Here is a 20,150-nt window from a genome sequence, read left to right as displayed (position 1 = left end):
GCAACTCCCGTTTCGGGGGCCCGGTTTCCGGGAGTCCCGGTTCAACTCACCACCGGGTAGCGGCTGGTCCAGTTGACCCCCTCCGGGGTCCGTCGGTCGTGCAGTTCGGTGCCGTGCACCAGCTCCAGCACGAAGTCGTCGGCGAGTTCGAGGATCGCCCCGCGCCCTTCGAGCCCGGCCAGCAGGCCCGGCGGCAGCGCGGTGTCCCCGTGCAGCGCCCCGAGCAGGTTGCCGCAGACGGCGCCGGTGGAGTCGCTGTCCCCGGAGTGGTTGACGGCGAGCAGCAGGCCCGACCGCACGTCGTGCGCGACCAGGGCGCAGTAGACCCCGATCGCCAGCGCCTCCTCGGCCACCCAGCCCTCCCCGAGCGCCTCGACCCGCTCGGCGGACGGCTCGCCAGCCCGCACCGCGTCCAGGGCGGCCCGCAGCGCGGCGGTGGTCTCCTCGTGCGCCGGCCGCTCGGAGAGCAGCGCGAGCGCGAGGTGCACGCCCTCCTCCAGGGTGCCGCCGCGGGCGACGGACTGGACGATCACCGCGAGCGCGCCCGCCGCGAGGTAGCCGGTGGGGTGGCCGTGGGTGAGCACCGAGCACTCCACCGCGAGCTGGAACACCAGGCCCGGCTCCCAGGTGGTGAGCAGCCCGAAGGGCGCCGCCCGCACCACCGTGCCGCAGCCCTTGGAGTGCGGGTTCTTGGGGGCCGCCAGGGTGCCGAGCCGCTCCGCCTCGGCCCCGCTGAGGCCGGACAGGCAGCCCTGGCCGGGGGCGCGCTGGGCGTACAGCCACTCCTCGCGGCCGAGCCAGCCGAGGTCGGGGCGGCGCTCGTCCGGGCCCCAGTCGCGCTGGGTGGCGGCCCAGCGCAGGTAGGCCAGGTGCAGGTCGGTGGGCGGGTGCCAGCTGCCGGTGTCGCGCCGGATGTGGGCGCGGATCAGGCCGTCGACGGTGAACAGGCTGAGCTGGGTGTCGTCGGTGACGGCACCCGTGCGGCCGTACGCGGGGAGGTAGCCGGTGACGCCCTGCGGGCCGTGCTGGGCCCGGATCTTCTCCAGCGACTCGAACTCGACGCCGGCTCCGAGCGCGTCGCCGATGGCACCGCCGAGCAGACAGCCCCGCACCCGGCTGCGGTAGTCCTGCTGCTGGGCGCGTGACCACAGTGGCATCACGACGGGGCGCCTTTCCTCGGGTGTGGGGGCCGCGCGACGGTCGGCCGGCCGCGCGCCCTGGCACTGTATTCGAAGAGCCGATCGGATCGGCCCCTCCCCCGGCGTCCGGTGCCCCGTCCCGGCCGCCCGTGCGGGGCGGCCGGGACGGCACGGTGTCAGTCCACCACCGGCAGCAGCTGCGGCAGGTGCCCGTCGGAGGCCAGCGCCGCGGCCCGCCGCTCGGCCGGCACCTCGCCGTAGGTGGTGGTGCGCTGGCGGTGGGGGCGGCCCGCCGCCTCGGCGATCGCCTGGAGGTCGCGCACCGACTTGTAGCTCCCGTACGCCGAGCCGGCCATCCGCGAGATGGTCTCCTCCATCAGCGTGCCGCCGAGGTCGTTGGCGCCGGAGCGGAGCATCTCGGCCGCGCCCTCGGCGCCCAGCTTGACCCAGCTGGTCTGGATGTTGGGGATGTGCGGGTGCAGCAGCAGCCGGGCCATGGCGACCACGGCACGGTTGTCCCGGGCGGTCGGGCCGGGCCGGGCGATGCCGGCCAGGTAGACCGGGGCGTTGGTGTGGATGAACGGCAGGGTCACGAACTCGGTGAAGCCGCCCGTCCGTTGCTGGATCCGGGCGAGCAGCCGCAGGTGGCCCAGCCAGTGCGCCGGGGTGTCCACGTGCCCGTACATCATCGTGGACGAGGAGCGCAGGCCCAGCTCGTGCGCGGTGGTGACCACCTCGACCCAGGTGGCGGCCGGCAGCTTGCCCTTGGTGAGCACCCAGCGGACCTCGTCGTCCAGGATCTCGGCGGCGGTGCCCGGGATGCTGTCCAGGCCCGACTCCTTGGCCCGCTGCAGCCAGTCCCGGATCGACAGCCCGGTGCGGGTCGCGCCGTTGACCACCTCCATCGGGGAGAAGGCGTGCACGTGGATGCCGGGCACCCGCTCCTTCACCGCGCGGGCGATGTCGAAGTAGGCGGTGCCGGGCAGGTCCGGGTGGATGCCGCCCTGCATGCAGACCTCGGTGGCGCCCACCTCCCAGGCCTGCGCGGCCCGGTCGGCGACCTGCTCCAGGGAGAGGGTGTAGGCGTCCGCGTCGGTGCGGCGCTGGGCAAAGGCGCAGAAGCGGCAGCCGGTGTAGCAGACGTTGGTGAAGTTGATGTTCCGGGTGACGCAGTAGGTGACGTCCTCCCCGACCGCGTCGCGGCGCACGTCGTCGGCGATCCGGCAGAGCGCGTCCAGGGCCGGGCCGTCCGCGTGGAACAGGGCCAGCGCCTGCTCGTCGGTCAGCCGCGTCGGGTCGTCCGCGGCCACCGCCAGGGCCTCCCGCAGGTCCCCGGCGAGGCGCTCGGGGGCGCCCTGCGCGAGCACCTGCTCGCGCAGCACCTCCCAGTCGCCGTACACGTCCTCGAAGTCGGCCCGGCGGTCGCCGGTGCGGCCCTCGGTGTCGATGGTGGCGTGCAGGTCGGTGCGGCCGTACGACTCCGGCAGGTCCTCGGGTTCCTGCCAGGGCAGGCCGCGGACCACCGCGTCCGGGTCCGCCAGGCCGGTGGCCGGGTCGGCGAGGGCGCGGACGTGCGGCAGCACCCGCGGGTCCAGCCAGGGCTCGCCGCGGCGCACGTACTCGGGGTAGACGGCGAGGCGCTCGCGCAGCTCGAAGCCGGCCGCCGCGGACCGCTCGGCCAGCCGCTCGATCTGCGGCCAGGGGCGCTCGGGGTTGACGTGGTCCGGGGTCAGCGGGGAGACCCCGCCCCAGTCGTCGATGCCGGCCGCGATCAGCCGCCCGTACTCGCCGTCCACGAGGTTCGGCGGGGCCTGGAGGCAGGCGGCGGGGCCCATCAGGTGCCGGGCCACCGCCACCGTGGCCACCAGCTCGTCCAGTTCGGCGTCCGGCATGCCGCGCATCGCGGTGTCCGGCTTGGCCCGGAAGTTCTGCAGGATCAACTCCTGGACGCCGTGGTACGCCCGGGAGACCCTGCGCAGCGCGAACAGCGACTCGGCGCGCTCCTGGTACGTCTCGCCGATGCCGATCAGCAGGCCGCTGGTGAACGGGACGGAGCTGCGCCCGGCGTCCTCCAGCACCCGCAGCCGGACGGCCGGCTCCTTGTCCGGGGAGCCGAAGTGCGGGCCGCCGGGCTCGCTCCACAGCCGGGTGGCGGTGGTCTCCAGCATCATGCCCATGGAGGCGGAGACCGGCTTGAGGCGCTGGAAGTCCGTCCAGCCCAGCACCCCGGGGTTGAGGTGCGGCAGCAGGCCGGTCTCCTCCAGGATCCGGATCGACATCGCGCGCACGTAGGCGATGGTGTCGTCGTAGCCGTGCGCGTCCAGCCACTCGCGGGCCTCGGGCCAGCGGTCCTCGGGCTTGTCGCCGAGCGTGATCAGGGCTTCCTTGCAGCCGAGTTCGGCGCCCCGGCGGGCCACCTCCAGCACCTCGTCCGGGGACATGAACATCCCCTGCCCCTCCCGGCGCAGCTTGCCGGGGACGGTGGCGAAGGTGCAGTAGTGGCACTTGTCGCGGCAGAGCCGGGTGAGCGGGATGAAGACGCTCTTGGAGTAGGTGATGACGCCGGGGCGGCCGGCCGCTTCGAGGCCCGCGTCCCGGACCCGGGCGGCGCTCGTACAGAGGTCCAGCAGGTCGTCGCCTCTGGCCTGGAGCAGCACGGCGGCCTCGGTCACGTCGAGGGCGACGCCGTCCCGGGCGCGGCGCAGGGCGCGGCGCATCGCGTTCTCGGTCGGCGGGGTGCTGGAGTCCGTGGCGGTTCCGTCCATGGCGCGAGCCTATGCCAGGGGTGGTACCGCGGATGGACGGAACCCTGAGGCCGTCTCAGGGTCGGCGTACCCAAGAAGGCCACCCCGATCTGACCCCACAGGGCGATGACGGCGGCGGTGCGGCGGCCTCTAATGGGAGGGCAGGGCCAATCACACGTGTTCGCGGAGGAGTTGAGGACGCCATGACCAATGAGAAGGCGGCGGGGGCCGATCCGGACGGCGGAGCGCCGTACCGCACCCGGCGGCGCGTCCTGATGCGCGCCGGGGTGCCGGTGGCGGTCGTCGCGGTGATCGCCGCAGGGGTGGGGCTGGTCCCGGCGCTGGCCGCCGACGGCGCGCCCGACCTGCCGGCGGTGTCGGCGGAGCAGCTGGTCGCCAAGGTGCTCGGCTCGGAGACGCAGACGCTCTCCGGGACGGTCTCGATCGCCACCGACCTCGGGGTGCCCGGCCAGCTGCTGGGCGCGGCCGGCGGTCTCGGCGGGGCGGTCGGCGGGCACGGCGGCGGCAGCGGCCAGGGCTCCGCCGCGGACCCGCAGGCCAAGCTGATGGGCCTGCTCGGCGGGGACCAGACGCTGCGGGTCGCGGTGGACGGTCCGGAGCGCCAGCGGGTGGACGTGCTGGAGAAGATGTCCGGCTACACCCTGGTCCACAACGGCGACCAGACCTGGGCCTGGGACAGCTCCTCCAACAGCGCGGTGCACACGACCGGGCGGGCCGCCGAGGGCCGGCACACCGGGGCGCCGCTGTCCGAGCTGCCGACCACCCCGCAGGAGGCCGCCAGGCAGTTCCTGGCCGCGAGCGCCGGCACCACCTCGGTGACGGTCGCCGGGACGGCCAAGGTGGCCGGGCAGAACGCCTACCAGCTGAGCGTGAAGCCCACCCAGTCCGGCTCGACGCTGTCCGAGGTCCGGATCGCGGTGGACGCCGACAACGGGGTGCCGCTGGCGGTGACGGTGACGTCCGTCGACGGCAGCACCGTGCTGAAGGTCCGCTTCACCGAGGTGTCCTTCGCCAAGCCGGACGCCAAGACCTTCGAGTTCACCGCCCCCAAGGGCGCCAAGGTGACGGACCGGAAGGCGGACGCGGCGGCCGAGGGCGCGCCGGACGGCGCCGGGGCGCGCCCGGGCGCCGAGGGGCACCAGGGCGTGAACGTGATCGGCGAGGGCTGGACGACGGTCGTCTCCGCCCAGGTGCCCGGCACCGTGGACGCGGCGCCCGGCGGAGACGGCAAGGGCGAGGGCAAGGGCGGCAAGCACGGCGGCCGCGGGGGCGACGCGGCCCGGTCGATGAACCCGCAGGCGCTGGTGAAGTCGCTCGGCAAGCCGGTCGACGGCGGCACCCTGGTGAGCACCAAGGTGCTCAACGTCCTGCTCACCGACGACGGCCGGGTCTTCGCCGGCGCGGTGACCCTGCCGGTCCTCCAGCACGCCGCCGGGGTGAACTGACGGATGACCAAGACTCCCGTAACGGGGGACGTTACGGAGTCGGCCGGGGGTACGGGCGCCGCACCGCGCCCGGCCCCCGCTCCCGTCCCATCCGCTTCCCCCGCCGCCCCCGACACCTCCTCGGCCGGCTCCGACGACGTCATCCGGACCCGCGGCCTGACCAAGCGCTTCCGCGGCGGCCAGCTCGCCGTGGACGGCCTGGACCTCGCCGTACCGCGCGGCTCCGTCTTCGGCTTCCTGGGCCCCAACGGCTCCGGCAAGACCACCACCATCCGGATGCTGATGGGCCTGATCGCCCCCACCTCGGGCGTGGCCGCCGTCCTCGGCGAGCCGATGCCGCAGTCCGTCGCCACCGTGCTGCCCCGGTTGGGCGCGCTGATCGAGGGCCCCGCCCTGTACGGCTTCCTCTCCGGACGGGACAACCTGGTGCGCTTCGACGCCGCCGACCCGACCGCCGACCCGCGCACCCGTCGGCAGCGGGTGGACGCGGCGCTGGAGCGGGTCGGCCTGGCCGCCGCGGCGGGCAAGAAGGCCCGCGCGTACTCGCTGGGCATGAAGCAGCGCCTCGGCCTGGCCTCCGCGCTGCTGCAGCCGCGCGAGCTGCTGGTGCTGGACGAGCCGACCAACGGGCTGGACCCGCAGGGCATGCGGGAGATCCGGACGCTGGTCCGGGAGGTCGCGGCGGAGGGCACCACGGTGTTCCTCTCCTCGCACCTGCTGGACGAGATCGAGCAGGTCTGCACCCATGCCGCGGTGATGTCCCGGGGCCGGCTGGTGGTGCAGGGCACCGTCGCCGAGCTGGCCGCCCGGGCCCAGGGCCGGCTGGTGGTCCGCACCCCGGACGTGGCGCGGGCCACCGAGGTGCTGGCGGCCAACCGGGTCACCGCGCTGGTGCCCGGCGAGGACCGGGTGGACGGCGAGCCGGGCGTCCTGGACGAGGAGGCGCTGCCCAGGCTGTGCGCGGCGCTGGTCGGGGCCGGGGTGCGGGTGCACGGTTTCGGGCTGGAGCGGGGCACGTTGGAGGACGCCTTCGTGGCGCTGACCGGGGAGGGTTTCGATGTCGCGGGCTGAGTCGCTGCCGGCCGGGTCGCCGCCGCAGGCCGAGGCGCTCGCGCCGGTGGCGGGCCGGCGGCCGCGGACGGCGGCCGGGTTCCTGGCGCTGTTCCGCAGCGAGCTGCACCTGACCTTCCGCCGGCTGCGCACCAAGGTGCTGCTGGCCATCCTGGCGGTGCTGCCGATCCTGATCGGGGTGGTGGTCAAGCTCAACACGGACGGTCCGCACGAGGGCGGCGGCGGTCCGAGCTTCATCGCGCAGACCACGCAGAACGGGCTGTTCCTGGTCTTCACGGCGCTCGCGGTGGCGCTGCCGGTCTTCCTGCCGATGACGGTCGGCGTGGTCGCCGGGGACGCGGTGGCGGGCGAGGCGGCCGCCGGGACGCTGCGCTACCTGCTGGTCGCCCCGGCCGGGCGGACCAGGCTGCTGGCCGCCAAGTTCACCGCCGGGCTGGTGTTCTGCGCGGCCGCCACGGCGGCGGTGGCGGTGACGGCGCTCGCCGCGGGCGCCGCGCTGTTCCCGCTGGGCCCGGTCACGCTGATCTCCGGGGACACCATCGGCCTCGGCGACGCGCTGCTGCGCGCGCTGCTGGTGGCCCTGGTGGTCGCGGCCTCGCTGGCCGGGTTGGTGGCGATCGGGCTGTTCGTCTCCACCCTCACCGGCAGCGGCATCGCGGCGATGGCAGCCACGGTCGGGCTGGTGGTCACCGTCCAGATCCTGGACGCCTTCCCGCAGCTGGACGCCGTCAGCCCGTTCCTGTTCTCCCACTACTGGCTGAGCTTCGCGGACCTGCTGCGGGCGCCGATGTACTGGGACGGCGTGCTGAAGGACCTCGGTCTCCAGGCCGCCTACGTCGCCGTGTTCGGCTCGGCGGCCTGGTCCCGCTTCACCAGCCGGGACATCAGCGCGTGACGGCCTCGGAGGCGGCTTCCGGGAGGGACCCCGGGGCGGCCGCCGCCACCGGTGCGGGCTGCGGCACGGCCGCGGCCCGCACCGCGCGGTCGGCCCGCACCTGGCGCAGCGCGTCCCAGGTGAGCAGCGCGAGCGCGGCCCAGACCAGGGCGAAGCCGGCCCAGCGGGCGGGCGGCATGGACTCGTGGAACACCGCGACACCGATCAGGAACTGGAACACCGGCGCCAGGTACTGCAGCAGGCCGAGCACGGTCAGCGGCACCCTGACGGCGGCCGCGCCGAAGAACAGCAGCGGGACGGCCGTGATCACCCCGCTGAGCATCAGCAGCCCGGAGTGCCCCCAGCCGTACGAGCCGGCCACCGTGTGCCCGAAGGTGCCGCGCCCGCTGACCTCCAGGTAGACCAGGTAGCCGAGGGCGAACGGGAACATGAAGGCGCTCTCGGCCGCCAGGCTCTCCAGCCCGCTCAGCCCGACCTGCTTCTTCAGCAGGCCGTAGGTGGCGAAGGAGAGCGCCAGGGTGAGCGCGATCCAGGGCAACTGCCCGTAGGCGACGGTCAGCACCACGACGGCGGCGGCGCCGATGCCCACCGCCGTCCACTGCGCGGTGCGCAGTCGCTCCTTGAGCACCAGGACGCCGAAGCCGATGGTGACCAGGGGGTTGATGAAGTAGCCGAGGCTGGTCTCGACCACGTGCCCGGCGTTGACGGCCCAGATGTAGACGCCCCAGTTGACCGAGATCACGGTGGCGGCGCCGGCCAGCATGGCGAGCCGGCGGGGCTGGCGCAGCAGCGGGCGTATCCAGCCCCAGTGCCGCTGGGCTATCAGCAGCAGGACGACCGCGACCAGGGACCAGACCATCCGGTTGGCCAGGATGTCGTCGGCGGCTCCCGGTTCCAGCAGCGGCCAGAACAGGGGGAACAGGCCCCAGATGCCGTACGCGGCGACGCCGTACCAGAGGCCCCGGCCGTTGTCCTGCTGGTCTGTTCCCGCCATGGCCGAGTGCCCTCCCGCGCGCGTGTGTCGAGGTGACCGTAGCGGGCGGGAGGGGCGACTGTCATCTCCGTTTCCGGATTTTGGTCATGACATTGCCTGGATGCCGGACGGTCCCGCCGTTCCGGGGCCCTGAGCTGCGGCGCTTCAGGCGCCCAGGGCCGCGCGGACGGACTCGGCGAGCGGGGTGGTCGGGCGGCCGATCAGCCGGGCCAGGTCGCCCGTGGTGCCGGCCAGCTCACCGCGCGCGATGCCCGCGTCGACGTCCACCAGGGCCTCGGCGAAGCCCTGCGGCAGGCCGGCGCCGACCAGCGCGTCCAGGTGCTCGGCCGGGGTCACGTCCCGGTACTCGACCGGCTCGCCGGAGGCCTTCGCCAGCTCGGCGGCCAGCTCGGGCAGGCTCCAGGCGACGTCGCCGCTCAGCTCGTACACCCCGCCCTCGTGGCCCTCGCCGACCAGGACGGCGACCGCGGCGTCCGCGTAGTCCCGGCGCGCGGCGGTGGCGATCCGGCCCTCCCCGGCGCTGCCGAGCACCACGCCGCGGGCCACCGTGCCGGCCGCGTCGCCCAGGTAGTTCTCGGTGTACCAGCCGTTGCGCAGGAACGCGTACGGCAGCCCGGAGGCGAGGATCAGCTCCTCGGTCGCCTTGTGCTCGTCGGCCAGCCGGAAGGTGGCCGCCCCCAGGATGCCGGTGTAGGCGAGCAGCGCGACCCCGGCGGTCCTGGCGGCCTCCACCACGGCCCGGTGCTGCGGGATCCGGCGGCCGACCTCGCTGCCCGAGATCAGCAGCACCCGGTCGCCCTCGGCGAAGGCGCCGTCCAGGGTCTGCGGCTGGTCGTAGTCGACGACGCGGACGGTCACGCCGCGCTCGGCCAGGTCCGCGGCCTTCTCGGCGGAGCGGACGGCGACGGCCACCTCGCTCGCGGGGACCTCGGCCAGCAGGCGCTCGACGACGAGACGGCCGAGCTGGCCGGTGGCACCGGTGACGACGTACATGGTGTGCTCCTCAGGGTTGCTGCGCGGGGACCGCCAGGGGGATTGCCGTGCGGGCCCGACCTCGAAACTCACCCTAGGCCCTGCACTAACCTTTCGAAAGTACGCACTTCAAAGTACGGTACTGACATGAAGGTGAGCGAGATGAAGGCCGGCGGGCCGCCCCCCGCCGACGTCTTCGACCGGATGTGTCCCTCCCGGGGCGTGCTGGAGCACGTCACCAGCCGCTGGGGCGTGCTGGTGCTGGGAGCGCTGCACGCCCGCGGCTACCGGTTCAGCGAACTGCGCCGCAAGGTCTCCGGGGTCAGCGAGAAGATGCTCGCCCAGACCCTCCAGACGCTGGAGCGGGACGGCTTCGTGCTGCGCGAGGCGCACCCGGTGATCCCGCCGCGGGTCGACTACAGCCTCACCCCGCTGGGACGGGAGGCGGCGGAACTGGTCGCGGCCCTGGCCCACTGGTCGGAGCGGCGGGTGCCGGAGGTCGAGGCGGCGCGCGGGGAGTACGACGGGCGGGGCGCCGCACGGTGAGCTTGCGCCCCGCGCGCCGCGGAGGGCACGCCGGCCCGGCTACCGCCCCGCGATGAGGGCGTCGAGCCCGTCGAGCAGCCGGGCCAGCCCGAACTCGTAGGCGTGGTCCGGGCTGTACGCGCCGCCGTGCGCCTCACCGGCAGCGGCCCCGACCCGGGCGGCGACCGGGTAGCGCTCGGGGTCGAAGACCCGGGCCAGCAGCTCGGCGTTGGCGGCCCACCACTGCTCGTCGGTCATCGCGCTGTCCTGCCGGGCGGCGCGCTCGTCGGCGGCCATCCGGGCGCAGGTCAGGACGAAGCCGAGCAGGTGGGTCAGCGCCGCGTCCAGGTCGACGTCGGGCAGCCCGGTGCCCTCCAGGGCGCGCAGCTCGTACTCGTACTTGGCCATCAGGCCGGGACCGAGCGGCGGACGGCTGGTGGAGACGGCGGCGACCCACGGGTGGGCGCGGTGCAGCGCCCGGTTGTCGTCCGCGACGGCGGTGACCCGGGCGCGCCAGCCCTCGTCGGCGGGGGCGGTGCGGGGCATCGTGGCGTAGACGGTGTCCAGCATCAGGTCGAGCAGCTCGGCCTTGCCCGGCACGTAGGTGTAGAGCGCCATCGGGGAGAGCCCCAGCTCCTGGGCGACCCGGCGCATGGTGACGGCGTCCACGCCCTCGGCGTCGGCGAGGGCGATCGCGGCGGCGGCGATCTCACCGGTCGAACGCGCCTGGCGCGGCCCGCGCCGGCCGGGCTTCTCCTCGGCGGTGAGCCCCCAGAGCAGGGCGAGGGTGCGTGCCGGGTCTCCTGCGCTGCTGCGGTCGGTGGCCATGGGGCCATCGTTTCACGCACCGGCGGCGGCCCGGACGGAGCGGGCGGCTACCGTCTCAGCATGACCAGCCCGACCAATCCCGCCGGCGCGATCGGCGCGTCCGGTCCGACCGGCCCCGAACCGCTCCCCGGGACGGACACCGCGCAGACCCTCCGCGCGCGGGTGACCTGCCGCCGCTGCCACCGGCCGCTGCACGACCCGGAGTCGCGGATGCTGCGACTGGGCCCGGAGTGCCGGGACCCGGCGGAACGGGTCGCCCGGTTCGACGTCGACCAGGAGCCACTGCCCGGGGTCTAGGACGGGTCCAGGCCGGGGTCTAGGACCTGCCCTGCCCCCGGCCGAAGAGGCGGCGCAGCCGGCCGGGGCGGGGCTCCTCCTCCGGGGCCCGCGCCGTCTCCTTCGGCTGCTCCCGCGCCTGCTCCCGTTCCGCCGCCCGTTCCGGTTCGGCCCCCGCGTCGGCGGCGTCCTCCCGGGCCGTCAGGTGCCGGGCGAGCGCCCGGTCCTCGTCGGACGTCCAGGGCGCGGCGAGCACCAGCGCGCAGAGCGAGCGCAGGATCGTCACCACCCGGGTGCGGCGGGCCCGGGCGCCGTGGTGCAGCCGCTGCCGGAGCAGCTCGGCGACGTCGGCCCGGGTCTGCGGTTCGGTCCAGCCGATCGCGACCAGCGCGAAGCCGGCCGCCTCGACCACCCAGTCCTCCGGACCGAGCAGCAGGTCGCGCAGCACCCGGCGGCGCTCGGAGCCCTCCCAGGGCTGGTCGGTGCGGTGGTGGGCGATGCCCAGGCAGGCGAAGACCTGGACGGCCCGCACCCAGAGTTCGGGCTGGTGGGCGAGCAGGGCGCGGCCGAGTTCGTCCTCGCGCGGCATCGGCGGGTGGACCAGGACGCCGAGCAGGTCGTCCAGCGGCAGGCCGGCGAGCCGGACGGCGTGGTCGTAGGCGGCGGGGACGGTCGGCCAGAAGATCTCGGCGGTGGCGCGGACGAGTTCGGCGCTCTGCGGGGCGGGCGGGGCGACGGCCGGGCGCGGGTCGGTGCCGTCCCAGGCCCAGATCCGGGTGGTCGGCTCGGTCACCGGCAGCCGGGGGTCGGGCTCGCCCACGGCCTGGTAGCCGACGGTGGAGCGCGGCAGCGCGAGCCGGACGGCCAGCACCGAGCTGGGCGGCTCCAGGGCGGAGGCGGTGCAGTCGATCTCGGTGTCGCGGTCGGTGTCGGGGGCGGAGAGCACCTGGTGCAGCACGTTGACGGTGGCCTCGGTGGCGCCGGAGACCAGGCCGAGCCAGGGCTCCCGGTGGCTCAGCCGCTCCAGCAGCTCCAGGGCGTACTCGTGCTCGGGGTGGGCGCGGTGGTGGTCGGCCAGGGCGAGCAGGTGGACCGGATCGCCGTCGAGGGCGTGGCGCAGCCCGTGCCGGGCCGGGCCCGCCTTGGGGTGGTCGGGCTCGGCGGCGAGCACCTTGTCCAGCCAGGGCAGGCCCTCGGCGGGGCGGCCGAGGGCGCCGTACAGTTCGGCGACGTCGACGGCGAGGTAGCTGCTGGAGTCGTCGCGGCCGGGTGCCGTCCTCGCCAGCTCGGCCTCCCAGACGGCGAGCGCCTGCTCCGGGCGGCCGGCCGAGCGCAGGGCGTTGCCGAGCATCACGGCGGGCAGGTAGCCGGGAGCCAACCGATGGGCGCGGTCGGCGAGTTCGACGGCGCGGGCGGTGTCGCCGAGCCGGCGGGTCAGGCCGGAGACCATCGCCAGCAGCAGCACGTGGTCGGGGTGGCGGGCCAGCACGGCCCGCACGAAGTCGTGGAACGGCTTTACGGCGTCCGCCGGTTCGGCCGGGAGCGGGTCGGGCAGCGCGCCGGCGGCGCGGGCCACCGCCTGGGCGACGGCGTCCGGGTCGACCAGGCCGGGTAGGTCCTCGCGGGCGAGCCAGGCGGCGTGCGCCCAGGGCCGGGCCGGTTCGTACTGGACGGCGGAGGCGAGCAGGCCGATGGCGGTGTCCCAGTCCCCGGCGGCGGCCTCCACGTGGGCCCGGCAGACCACGGTGCCGAGGTACACCTGGCCCTCCAGCGGGAACAGCTCGCGGGCCGCCGCCGGGCCGCCCGCCGCGGCGCACAACTCGGCGAGGGCCTCGTGCAGTTCGGGCAGCTGGGGGTCGGCGAGGATCGCGTCGCCGAGGTGCTCGGCGGCGTGCGTCAGGTCACCGGAGTCGATCGCCAGCCGGGCGACCGCGACCTCGCCCTCGGCGGCCAGGCGCTCGGCGCCCTCGTCGTCGGTGTGACCGCTCATTCGCCCCTGCTCCCCCGCTGGCCTCGCCCTGTTCCGTCCCGCTCCGGAGGAGGCTATCCGGTGCCACCGACAGCGCGATGATCACCCCGGTGGCGGCGCCGTCCACCCTTCGGATCGGATACGACTCGTACGGGTGGTTTAGACCTCCGAGGGCTTCAGTCGATCACCGGCGCCCACCACGATGGCCGGGGTTCTTCGCAAGCGAAGTGCCAATCCTGCCAATGAGATCGAGGAGACCAATGAAGCTCTCTCGCACCGTGTCCCTGGCCGCCTCCGCCGCCGTGCTGAGCACCCTCGCCATCGCCGGCCAGAGCGCCCCGGCCTCCGCCGCCGGCTCCTTCGTGGTCAGCGAGGCCCAGTTCGACAAGATGTTCCCGAGCCGGAACCCCTTCTACAGTTACAAGGGCCTGACGGAGGCCCTGAGCGCCTTCCCGAAGTTCGCCAACACCGGCAACGACGCCACCCGCAGGCGCGAGGCGGCGGCCTTCCTCGCCAACGTCAGCCACGAGACCGGCGGCCTGCGGTACGTGGTCGAGCAGAACACCGCCAACTACCCGCACTACTGCGACACCTCGCAGGCGTACGGGTGTCCGGCCGGGAAGTCCGCCTACTACGGGCGCGGGCCGCTCCAGCTGAGCTGGAACTTCAACTACAAGGCGGCCGGCGACGCCCTGCACATCGACCTGCTGCACGACCCGTACCAGGTCGAGAAGAACCCGGCGACTTCCTGGAAGACGGCCCTCTGGTTCTGGAACACCCAGAGCGGCGCCGGGAGGATGACCCCGCACGACGCCGTCGTCAACAACAAGGGCTTCGGCGAGACCATCCGCAGCATCAACGGCGCGCTGGAGTGCGACGGCAAGAACCCCGACCAGCGCAACAGCCGCATCAACCTCTACAAGCAGTTCGTCGGCGTCCTGGGCACCGACGTGGGCGGCGGCAACATCTCCTGCTGACCGGTCCCCGGCGGTGAGTGGGAAGTCGGCCGGTCCGACTTCCCACTCACCGTCAGTGCCGCGTGCGTCACCGCCGAGGCGCCGGCCCGTCCGATCTGCTGCCGCCGGCCGAGGAGTTGATCGCCCTCGCCCGGCGGGCGCGGGCGGTCGGCGAGCAGCCGTGCTGCTGGAGCCGCCCGGAACGGGCGCGCTCAGCGGAGCACCGGGGCGGCGCCGGTCGCGGCGAGGGACAGCTCCCACAACCGGGCGGCCGCGTCGGGGTCGACGGCGTACGGGCGGACGCCGCCGTCGTCCATCGGGGTGTCCGGGCCGCAGACCGGGGCCGCCTCGCAGTCCTCCAGGTAGAGCCCGCCTCGGCCGTCGAGCAGCGGCGAGGTGGCCGCCCACAGCCCGGTGGCGGCGCCCTGGGAGGCCGTCTTGAAGCCCGCGCCGATCACCCGGCCCTGCGCGTCCACCCAGCCGCGGTCGACCTGCTCCTGCCGGGTCATCTCCCGCTGGAGCCCGGTGATGATCCTGCCCGGGTGGAGCGAGAACGCCCGGACGCCGTCGCCCCGCCCGAGCACGTCGAGGTGCACGGCGAACAGCGCGTTGGCGGTCTTGGACTGGCCGTACGCCAGCCACTTGTCGTAGCCGGTGCGGAAGTGCGGGTCGTCCCGGCGGATGTCGGTCAGGGCGTGCCCGGCGGAGCTGTTGACGACGACGCGGGCACCGTCGGGGGCGGCGGCCAGCAGCGGGTACAGCTCGCAGGCGAGGAGGAAGTGCCCGAGGTGGTTGATGGCCAACTGCCCCTCCCAGCCAGGACCGACGCGCCGCTCCGGGGTGGCCATGACGCCGGCGACGGCCAGCAGCAGGTCGAGGCGGTCCGTGGCCTCGCGGATCAGCCCGGCGGCGGCGCGCACGCTCCCGGGGTCGGCGAGGTCCATCGGGAGGACCCGGCTCCCGGTTCCGTGGAGCGCGGCGCGGGCGACGTCCGGGCGGCGGGCCGGGACGATCACGCCGGCGCCGGCGGCGGTCAGTGCCAGGGTGGTCGCCAGGCCGAGGCCCGAGTAGCCGCCGGTCACGACGGCGGTGCGGCCGGAGAGGTCGAGGCCCGCCAGGACCTCCTCGGCGGTGCTGGCGGCGGAGAAGGGCGAGCCGGTCGGCCGCTGCCGGTCGGCGACGGCCGTGCTGCTGCTGGTGCTGGTGGTCATGGCGACGACGGTAGGAAGTGGAGTGCGGTCTAGATCAAGTCCCGTACCCACCGGTTCTCCTAGGCTCTGACGACATGACGGAACTCAGCATCGGCGAGGTGGCCGAGCGCACCGGGCTCAGCGTGCACGCCCTGCGCTTCTACGAGCGCGAGGGGCTGCTGGTCGGCCCGGTGCGGCGCACAGCGGGCGGGCGCCGCCGGTACGCCGCGCTCGACGTGCAGTGGGTGGAGATCTGCGTCAGGCTGCGCGAGTCCGGGATGCCGCTCGCCGACCTCCGCCGGTTCGCCGAACTGGTGCGGCAGGGCCCGGGCAACGAGGCCGAGCGGCTGCGGCTGCTGGACGCCCACCAGCGGCGGGTCGACGAGCGGATCCGGGAACTGGAGGAGTGCCGCTCGCTGATCGCCTGGAAGGCCGCGGTCTACGCCGACCACCTGGCGCGCGGCGAGGCCGGCGGACTCTGGGACCCGACGGTGGAAGACCGGTCGCCGGGGGCGTGATCCGCCTGGCACCATGCCCGGCGCCTCAGGCCTCCTACCCGCCCTCGTCCTGGAACTGATCTCGGCCTCCAGCGCGACCGCCTCCGCCACCGGAAGGCGGACATCCGCCGGCTGTCTCCGAGCGGGGCGTCGGCCTCGTCGCATAGCCTGCCCCGGTGAATCTCGACGATCTCGCGCGGCAGCGGCAGTTCGACGGCGGAATCGACCTTCCCATGGCGGAGTACCTGCTCAAGCAGGGGCAGTTGGAGCTGGTGATCGAGACCGCCCGGGACCGCGGGGAGTGGTTCCAGGACCGTCAGGGCCCGCTCGAACTCCCCGGGGGATGAGCGCGGACGCCGGCACCAGCCGTCGGAGGTACTGTGCCGGAGGAGTAGGGACCGCCGGGCAGGAAGTCGGACGGGCCGCCTTCCTGCGCAGCCGACTCCCCCACCCGTCCGACTTCCTACGCGCCCGAACTCCCGCGCGTCCGGCTTCCCCTGTGTCCGATGCCTGGACGCGGCCGCACCCCGTGCTGAACACTTGCCGAGCGCAACGACCAGACGTCAGGGGGGAGTTGTTCCGTGAGCGGCGTACAGCCAGACCCGCACCGACAGGGCCCCGGCCCGGAGGCACCGGGCAACGGTGCGCAACGTCAGCGCCCGCTCGGTGAGATCGCCGCGCTGATCTCCGCCGGCACCGGCCTGCTGGGGCTCCTGCTCGGCTACTTCGGCCTGCCCGCCGTCGTCAGTCCGCCGACCGCGACGCAGGCCACCGCGATCCAGACCGTGCCGGGGCCGACCGTCACCCTCCCGGCCGCGACGGTCACCGTCACGGCGAACGCCTCGGGCTCCGCCGCCCCGGCAGCCGCCGAAGCCGGGCCGGACACCCAGCGGCTCAGCCTGATGACCTACGTCGACACGACCGGCACGCCGCTGCGCCCGGTCACGGGCACGCTGAACGCGAAGCAGTACGACGACGCGCTCGGGATGTCGACCTGCCCCCGCAGGGGGTGGGTGGGCTACAACCTCGGCCGGAACTGGAAGCGCTTCACCGCCTCCGCCGTCGGCATCGACGACAACTCGCCCTACAACGCGATCACCATCGAGGTGTTCGTCGACGACAGGAAGCTCGCGTCCTTCCCCGTCGGTGTGGGCAACCCGCAGACCATCGACCTCGACATCACCGGCGGCATCCGCCTCGGGATCGCCTACATCACCGACAGTGACTGCAACCCGTCGAAGGCCGCCCGGCTGGTGATCGCGGAACCGCTGCTGAAGCGCTGACCCGCGTGAGCAGGAAGTCGGCCGGGCCGACTTCACGTGTGCTCCCTATGCCGTCTCGCCCAGGACGGAGTCGAGGCGGTCGAGGACGTGGGGCCAGCCCCTGCCCATGCCGTCGTACGCCTGCCGGCCCATCGGGGAGTCGAGGTCGAAGCCCGCGTGGACGAGGACGAGGCGGGTGCCCGTACCCTCCGGGTGGAGCGTCCAGGTGATGGTGGTGTCGAGCGAGCCCTCGGCGAACCGGTAGGCCAGCAGCCGCTGGTCGTCCACCTCGGTCACCTCGCAGGGCTGGCTGCCGAAGTTGCCCATGTCGAGGGTGAAGCGGTGCCCGACGACGGGCTTGATGTCCCCGGCGGCCCACCAGCGGGCGTGCGATTCCGGGTCGGTGAGGGCCTTCCACACCGCCGCCGACGGGTGGGGCAGGAACTTCTCGCAGGTGATCGTGTTGTTCTCGGTCATGTCCCGTTGTCCTCGTCCAGGAGGTCGGACAGCGCGTCCAGGCGCTGCTTCCAGTAGTGCTCGAACGGATGAAGCCACTCGCTCACCTCGGCCAGTCGGGCCGGTTCGAGGTGGTGGAAGCGGTGCCGGCCGCGCGGCTCCTCGCGCACCAGCCCGACGGAACGGAGCACCGCCAGGTGCTCGGAGACCGCGGGCCTCCCGAGCTCGAACATCGAGGCCAGTTCGCCTGTGGAGCGGGGGCCTTCCCGCAGGCTTTCGAGCAGTCTGCGCCGCACCGGGTTGGCCAGCGCGCCGAACACGTCCGTTGGCATGAGGCCAGTATGCGTCGGAGACTTCCGACGCGTCAAGAATCTCCGACGCGTTCCGGCGGCTAGTGGGGGCGCGGACTGAGGCGGGCGGCCGACCAGGGGGAGTTGCGGCCGGCGGCCTCGCGGTAGGCGATGCGCTGGACGGCGAAGAGCAGGCGGTAGAGGTTGAGGGCGGTGTCGGAGTCGTCGGCGGCGAAGCCCAGGTGGTGGACGAAGGCGTCGAGCTTCGGCCAGTCGAAGTCGTCGGGGACGGGCGGGGCGACGGCGACGCCGAAGAGGGCGTTGAAGGCGGCGGCAACGGCATAGTTGGCCGCGGCGAGGGCGTTGGCGACGCCGGGGTCGTCGGCCGGGTCGGGGGTGGGGGTGGGGCCGGGCATGTCAGGACTCCTCTTCGTCGGGCCTTGCAAGGTTGAGCGTGGTGATGACGCCCAGGACGACGGTGGCGATAGCGAGAGCGAGCAGGGTGAGGAAGGCCGCGGCGATCAGGAACCGCACGAGCGCCCGCGGTCGGCGTCGAGGAGGAGGGTGAGGAGGTTCAGAAGGGTCGACGCCGGGGCCATGCCGAAGCGGACGACGAGGCGACCGTCGACGGTCTTGTCCGTGCAGGCGGAGGGGAAGAGGAGGCCGTACTTGCGGCCGCGCTCGTGGAGTTCGCTGAGGAGGATGAGGATGTCCTCCTCGGCGTAGGAGCGGATGCGGGGGTCGCCGGGCTTCATCGGCTGACGCTTCACGCGGCGGCTTCCTTCAGCAGCTCGAACCAGACGACCTTGCCGTGCTTACGGGCCTCGGCGCCGAACCGGTGGGTGAGGGCCCGGACGAGGAAGAGGCCGCGGCCGGAGACGGCGAGCGGGTCGACGGGGAGGTGGACGTCCTCGGGGATGACCGGGCTGTTGTCGGCGACCGAGACCCGGAGCCGGTGGCCGGCGAGGGCCAGGACGACCATGGGCGCAAGGGTGCCCCCGTGCCGCCAGGCATTGAAGAAGACTTCATGGAGGGCGAGTTCGGCGTCCGAGATGACGGACGGTCGCCACCCGTCCGCGGCGAGGAGGTCGGAGAGCTCGGCCCGAGCGGTGGACCAGTCAGGAGGGTTGCAGGCACGCATGAGAGACCCCAAGAGGGAGGAGGGGAATCGACGAAGCAGACACTCCGTCATGTGATCAGTGCAACACTGAGAGTAGGGCGATAGGTGTTACGCGTGCAACCAGATCCCCGAGATACCCCGCCCAACTTGGCTAAGCTCACTCGTGTGGGTGGAGACTGGCCCGACACGGAAGGAACCCCCCTTGGCACTCAGGACCCAAATCAGCGAGCGACAGCGGCGGTTCGGCGCTGAGCTGAGGAGGTTGCGCGAGGCAGCGGGCCTGGCCGTCAAGGACGCCGGCGCCCTCATCGGCATCGCGGGCCCACAGCTGAGCCACATCGAGGCGGCTCGAACGGCGCTCGACCCGGAGCGACTCTCGGTCTTGCTCGAAGGCTACGGGTGCACGGATGAGACCTATGTCAGGCTGCTACACGCTCTCGGAGCCAGCAACGGCAAGGGCTGGTGGAGCAAGTACAAGGGTCAGGTGCCCGACCTGTCGCTCGACCTGGCCGAGCTCGAAGACCGAAGTGCCCGTCTGGACAACTTCGAGACTCTGTACATTCCCGGGCTGCTCCAACTACCTGAATACGCTGAAGCCATCTACAAGGATGCCTACCGCAACGGGCACTGGGACCTGGCGACGGCCATCCAGTTCCGCATAGACCGTCAGCGCGTCCTGCAAGACAAGGAGAGGCAGTTTCAGTTCGTCATCCACGAAGCAGCCTTGCGGATGCTCTTCCCTGGTGTGGAAGTCATGAGGGCTCAGTTGGACCACCTGCTGAACATGGCCGAACGCCCCAACATCACTCTCCAAGTCCTCCCCTTCACAGCTACGAGGAAGCCTCCTCAGTCAGGCCCCTTCGTCCTGTGCGACCCCGGATGTGTTGACCTGGCAACCATCCTGCTGGATGTGCCCGGGCGCGCCGAGCATCAGGGCGACCCTGAGACCATTACGGCGTACGGATGGAAGTTCCAACAGTTGAGCGAGATCGCACTGCCGGCCGTCGATGCAACGGCTCCGACCAACTCGCGAAACTCCTGGGGACTTCTTCAACACCTCCTCTACACCCTACAAACCTGAGAGGCGTCTCAGATGGCTGGATTCTCCTGGCAGAAGTCATCGTTCAGTGGCGGCGATGCCGGCAATTCCTGTCTGGAACTGGCCCACGGCACCAACGAGCTCCGCCACATTCGCGAATCCGACGATCCCTCCGTCATCCTCACCACCTCGGCCACCCAGCTCCGCGCCTTCCTCCTGGGCGCCAAGGCCGGCGAGTTCGACCACCTCATCTGAATCACTCTCCGCCCGCTCGCCGCACCAGCGAGCGGGCGGGCGACTCCTTCCCGTTCCCATGGGCAAACGCGAAGAACCCCTGATCCGAGTGGATCAGGGGTTCTTCTGAAAAATTGTTCGGCGGCGTCCTACTCTCCCACAGGGTCCCCCCTGCAGTACCATCGGCGCTGTGAGGCTTAGCTTCCGGGTTCGGAATGTAACCGGGC

Annotated in this window: 23 protein-coding genes and 1 rRNA gene; 11 read left to right on the top strand and 13 right to left on the bottom strand. The window is 73.3% G+C overall.

Annotated elements, in window-relative coordinates; translation table 11 throughout:
- Nucleotides 1–41 precede the first annotated feature (41 nt).
- Both ACWDBE_RS28855 and ACWDBE_RS28850 read right to left on the bottom strand, forming a co-directional pair.
- Nucleotides 42–1,157 (bottom strand): ADP-ribosylglycohydrolase family protein, encoded by a 1,116-nt coding sequence (locus tag ACWDBE_RS28855; RefSeq protein ID WP_392874121.1) that lies wholly within the window; start codon nt 1,155–1,157, stop codon nt 42–44.
- A 158-nt stretch (nt 1,158–1,315) separates the two neighbouring features.
- The gene (locus ACWDBE_RS28850; protein ID WP_449809494.1) at nt 1,316–3,904 is read right to left on the bottom strand and encodes a bifunctional FO biosynthesis protein CofGH; all 2,589 of its coding nucleotides are present in this window, start codon (nt 3,902–3,904) and stop codon (nt 1,316–1,318) included.
- A gap of 182 nt (nt 3,905–4,086) precedes the next feature.
- On the opposite strand from ACWDBE_RS28850, the gene ACWDBE_RS28845 reads away from it, so the two are divergent.
- Genes ACWDBE_RS28845 through ACWDBE_RS28835 form a run of 3 tightly spaced genes read left to right on the top strand, consistent with a single transcriptional unit; the run spans nt 4,087 to nt 7,315 of the window.
- A complete protein-coding gene (locus ACWDBE_RS28845; RefSeq protein ID WP_449809493.1) occupies nt 4,087–5,349 on the top strand; it encodes a LolA family protein in 1,263 nt (420 codons plus the stop codon).
- A gap of 3 nt (nt 5,350–5,352) precedes the next feature.
- Nucleotides 5,353–6,420, top strand: a complete 1,068-nt coding sequence (locus tag ACWDBE_RS28840) for an ABC transporter ATP-binding protein (protein ID WP_449809492.1) — start codon at nt 5,353–5,355, stop codon at nt 6,418–6,420.
- Nucleotides 6,407–7,315, top strand: coding sequence for an ABC transporter permease (locus ACWDBE_RS28835; RefSeq protein WP_449790363.1), 909 nt, complete (start codon nt 6,407–6,409; stop codon nt 7,313–7,315). The genes ACWDBE_RS28840 and ACWDBE_RS28835 overlap by 14 nt, the downstream gene beginning before the upstream one ends.
- On the opposite strand, the gene rarD is transcribed toward ACWDBE_RS28835, so the two are convergent.
- On the bottom strand, nt 7,305–8,309 hold the full coding sequence (rarD, locus tag ACWDBE_RS28830) for an EamA family transporter RarD (protein ID WP_449790362.1): 1,005 nt from the start codon (nt 8,307–8,309) through the stop codon (nt 7,305–7,307). The genes ACWDBE_RS28835 and rarD overlap by 11 nt on opposite strands.
- Nucleotides 8,310–8,453: 144 nt before the next feature.
- Nucleotides 8,454–9,302, bottom strand: coding sequence for an SDR family oxidoreductase (locus ACWDBE_RS28825; protein ID WP_449809491.1), 849 nt, complete (start codon nt 9,300–9,302; stop codon nt 8,454–8,456).
- A gap of 126 nt (nt 9,303–9,428) precedes the next feature.
- On the opposite strand from ACWDBE_RS28825, the gene ACWDBE_RS28820 reads away from it, so the two are divergent.
- Entirely contained in the window at nt 9,429–9,827 is a 399-nt protein-coding gene (locus ACWDBE_RS28820) for a winged helix-turn-helix transcriptional regulator (RefSeq protein WP_449790360.1), read from the top strand.
- Nucleotides 9,828–9,866: 39 nt separating this feature from the next.
- Here the strand turns inward: ACWDBE_RS28820 and ACWDBE_RS28815 are convergent, their stop codons facing one another.
- Nucleotides 9,867–10,634: a TetR/AcrR family transcriptional regulator gene (locus ACWDBE_RS28815; protein WP_449809490.1), complete on the bottom strand. Its 768-nt coding sequence runs from the start codon at nt 10,632–10,634 to the stop codon at nt 9,867–9,869.
- A 60-nt stretch (nt 10,635–10,694) separates the two neighbouring features.
- Here ACWDBE_RS28815 and ACWDBE_RS28810 point away from each other — a divergent pair, with 60 nt between their 5' ends.
- Nucleotides 10,695–10,931, top strand: coding sequence for a DUF6011 domain-containing protein (locus tag ACWDBE_RS28810; RefSeq protein ID WP_449790358.1), 237 nt, complete (start codon nt 10,695–10,697; stop codon nt 10,929–10,931).
- Between the two features lie 19 nt (nt 10,932–10,950).
- Here the strand turns inward: ACWDBE_RS28810 and ACWDBE_RS28805 are convergent, their stop codons facing one another.
- Nucleotides 10,951–12,900: a hypothetical protein gene (locus tag ACWDBE_RS28805; RefSeq protein WP_449809489.1), complete on the bottom strand. Its 1,950-nt coding sequence runs from the start codon at nt 12,898–12,900 to the stop codon at nt 10,951–10,953.
- 239 nt (nt 12,901–13,139) lie between these two features.
- Here ACWDBE_RS28805 and ACWDBE_RS28800 point away from each other — a divergent pair, with 239 nt between their 5' ends.
- Nucleotides 13,140–13,856: a chitinase gene (locus ACWDBE_RS28800; RefSeq protein ID WP_449809488.1), complete on the top strand. Its 717-nt coding sequence runs from the start codon at nt 13,140–13,142 to the stop codon at nt 13,854–13,856.
- A 191-nt stretch (nt 13,857–14,047) separates the two neighbouring features.
- Here the strand turns inward: ACWDBE_RS28800 and ACWDBE_RS28795 are convergent, their stop codons facing one another.
- Complete coding sequence (locus tag ACWDBE_RS28795; protein WP_449790355.1) at nt 14,048–15,046, bottom strand: oxidoreductase; 999 nt, start codon at nt 15,044–15,046, stop codon at nt 14,048–14,050.
- Nucleotides 15,047–15,120: 74 nt separating this feature from the next.
- Here ACWDBE_RS28795 and ACWDBE_RS28790 point away from each other — a divergent pair, with 74 nt between their 5' ends.
- From ACWDBE_RS28790 to ACWDBE_RS28780, 3 genes are all read left to right on the top strand, one after another.
- Entirely contained in the window at nt 15,121–15,543 is a 423-nt protein-coding gene (locus tag ACWDBE_RS28790) for a MerR family transcriptional regulator (RefSeq protein WP_449790354.1), read from the top strand.
- A 155-nt stretch (nt 15,544–15,698) separates the two neighbouring features.
- The gene (locus ACWDBE_RS28785; protein WP_449790353.1) at nt 15,699–15,869 is read left to right on the top strand and encodes a hypothetical protein; all 171 of its coding nucleotides are present in this window, start codon (nt 15,699–15,701) and stop codon (nt 15,867–15,869) included.
- A 234-nt stretch (nt 15,870–16,103) separates the two neighbouring features.
- A complete protein-coding gene (locus tag ACWDBE_RS28780; protein ID WP_449809487.1) occupies nt 16,104–16,805 on the top strand; it encodes an NPCBM/NEW2 domain-containing protein in 702 nt (233 codons plus the stop codon).
- A gap of 45 nt (nt 16,806–16,850) precedes the next feature.
- Here the strand turns inward: ACWDBE_RS28780 and ACWDBE_RS28775 are convergent, their stop codons facing one another.
- From ACWDBE_RS28775 to ACWDBE_RS28755, 5 genes are all read right to left on the bottom strand, one after another.
- Nucleotides 16,851–17,261, bottom strand: coding sequence for an SRPBCC family protein (locus ACWDBE_RS28775; RefSeq protein ID WP_449809486.1), 411 nt, complete (start codon nt 17,259–17,261; stop codon nt 16,851–16,853).
- Nucleotides 17,258–17,572, bottom strand: coding sequence for an ArsR/SmtB family transcription factor (locus tag ACWDBE_RS28770; protein WP_449790350.1), 315 nt, complete (start codon nt 17,570–17,572; stop codon nt 17,258–17,260). The genes ACWDBE_RS28775 and ACWDBE_RS28770 overlap by 4 nt, the downstream gene beginning before the upstream one ends.
- A 59-nt stretch (nt 17,573–17,631) precedes the next feature.
- The gene (locus ACWDBE_RS28765) at nt 17,632–17,946 is read right to left on the bottom strand and encodes a hypothetical protein (protein WP_449809485.1); all 315 of its coding nucleotides are present in this window, start codon (nt 17,944–17,946) and stop codon (nt 17,632–17,634) included.
- A 105-nt stretch (nt 17,947–18,051) separates the two neighbouring features.
- Nucleotides 18,052–18,300, bottom strand: a complete 249-nt coding sequence (locus ACWDBE_RS28760) for a hypothetical protein (protein WP_449809484.1) — start codon at nt 18,298–18,300, stop codon at nt 18,052–18,054.
- Nucleotides 18,297–18,671 (bottom strand): ATP-binding protein, encoded by a 375-nt coding sequence (locus ACWDBE_RS28755; RefSeq protein ID WP_449790347.1) that lies wholly within the window; start codon nt 18,669–18,671, stop codon nt 18,297–18,299. Before ACWDBE_RS28755 ends, ACWDBE_RS28760 begins: the two co-directional genes overlap by 4 nt.
- A gap of 181 nt (nt 18,672–18,852) precedes the next feature.
- On the opposite strand from ACWDBE_RS28755, the gene ACWDBE_RS28750 reads away from it, so the two are divergent.
- The gene (locus ACWDBE_RS28750) at nt 18,853–19,731 is read left to right on the top strand and encodes a helix-turn-helix domain-containing protein (RefSeq protein WP_449790346.1); all 879 of its coding nucleotides are present in this window, start codon (nt 18,853–18,855) and stop codon (nt 19,729–19,731) included.
- Between the two features lie 12 nt (nt 19,732–19,743).
- The gene (locus ACWDBE_RS28745; RefSeq protein ID WP_449790345.1) at nt 19,744–19,944 is read left to right on the top strand and encodes a DUF397 domain-containing protein; all 201 of its coding nucleotides are present in this window, start codon (nt 19,744–19,746) and stop codon (nt 19,942–19,944) included.
- 115 nt (nt 19,945–20,059) lie between these two features.
- Here the strand turns inward: ACWDBE_RS28745 and rrf are convergent.
- Nucleotides 20,060–20,150 (bottom strand): 5S ribosomal RNA (gene rrf, locus ACWDBE_RS28740); the annotation flags it as partial.

It is taken from the genome of Kitasatospora sp. NPDC001132 (assembly GCF_053598415.1).
This window is presented reverse-complemented; position numbering and strand designations above follow the sequence as displayed.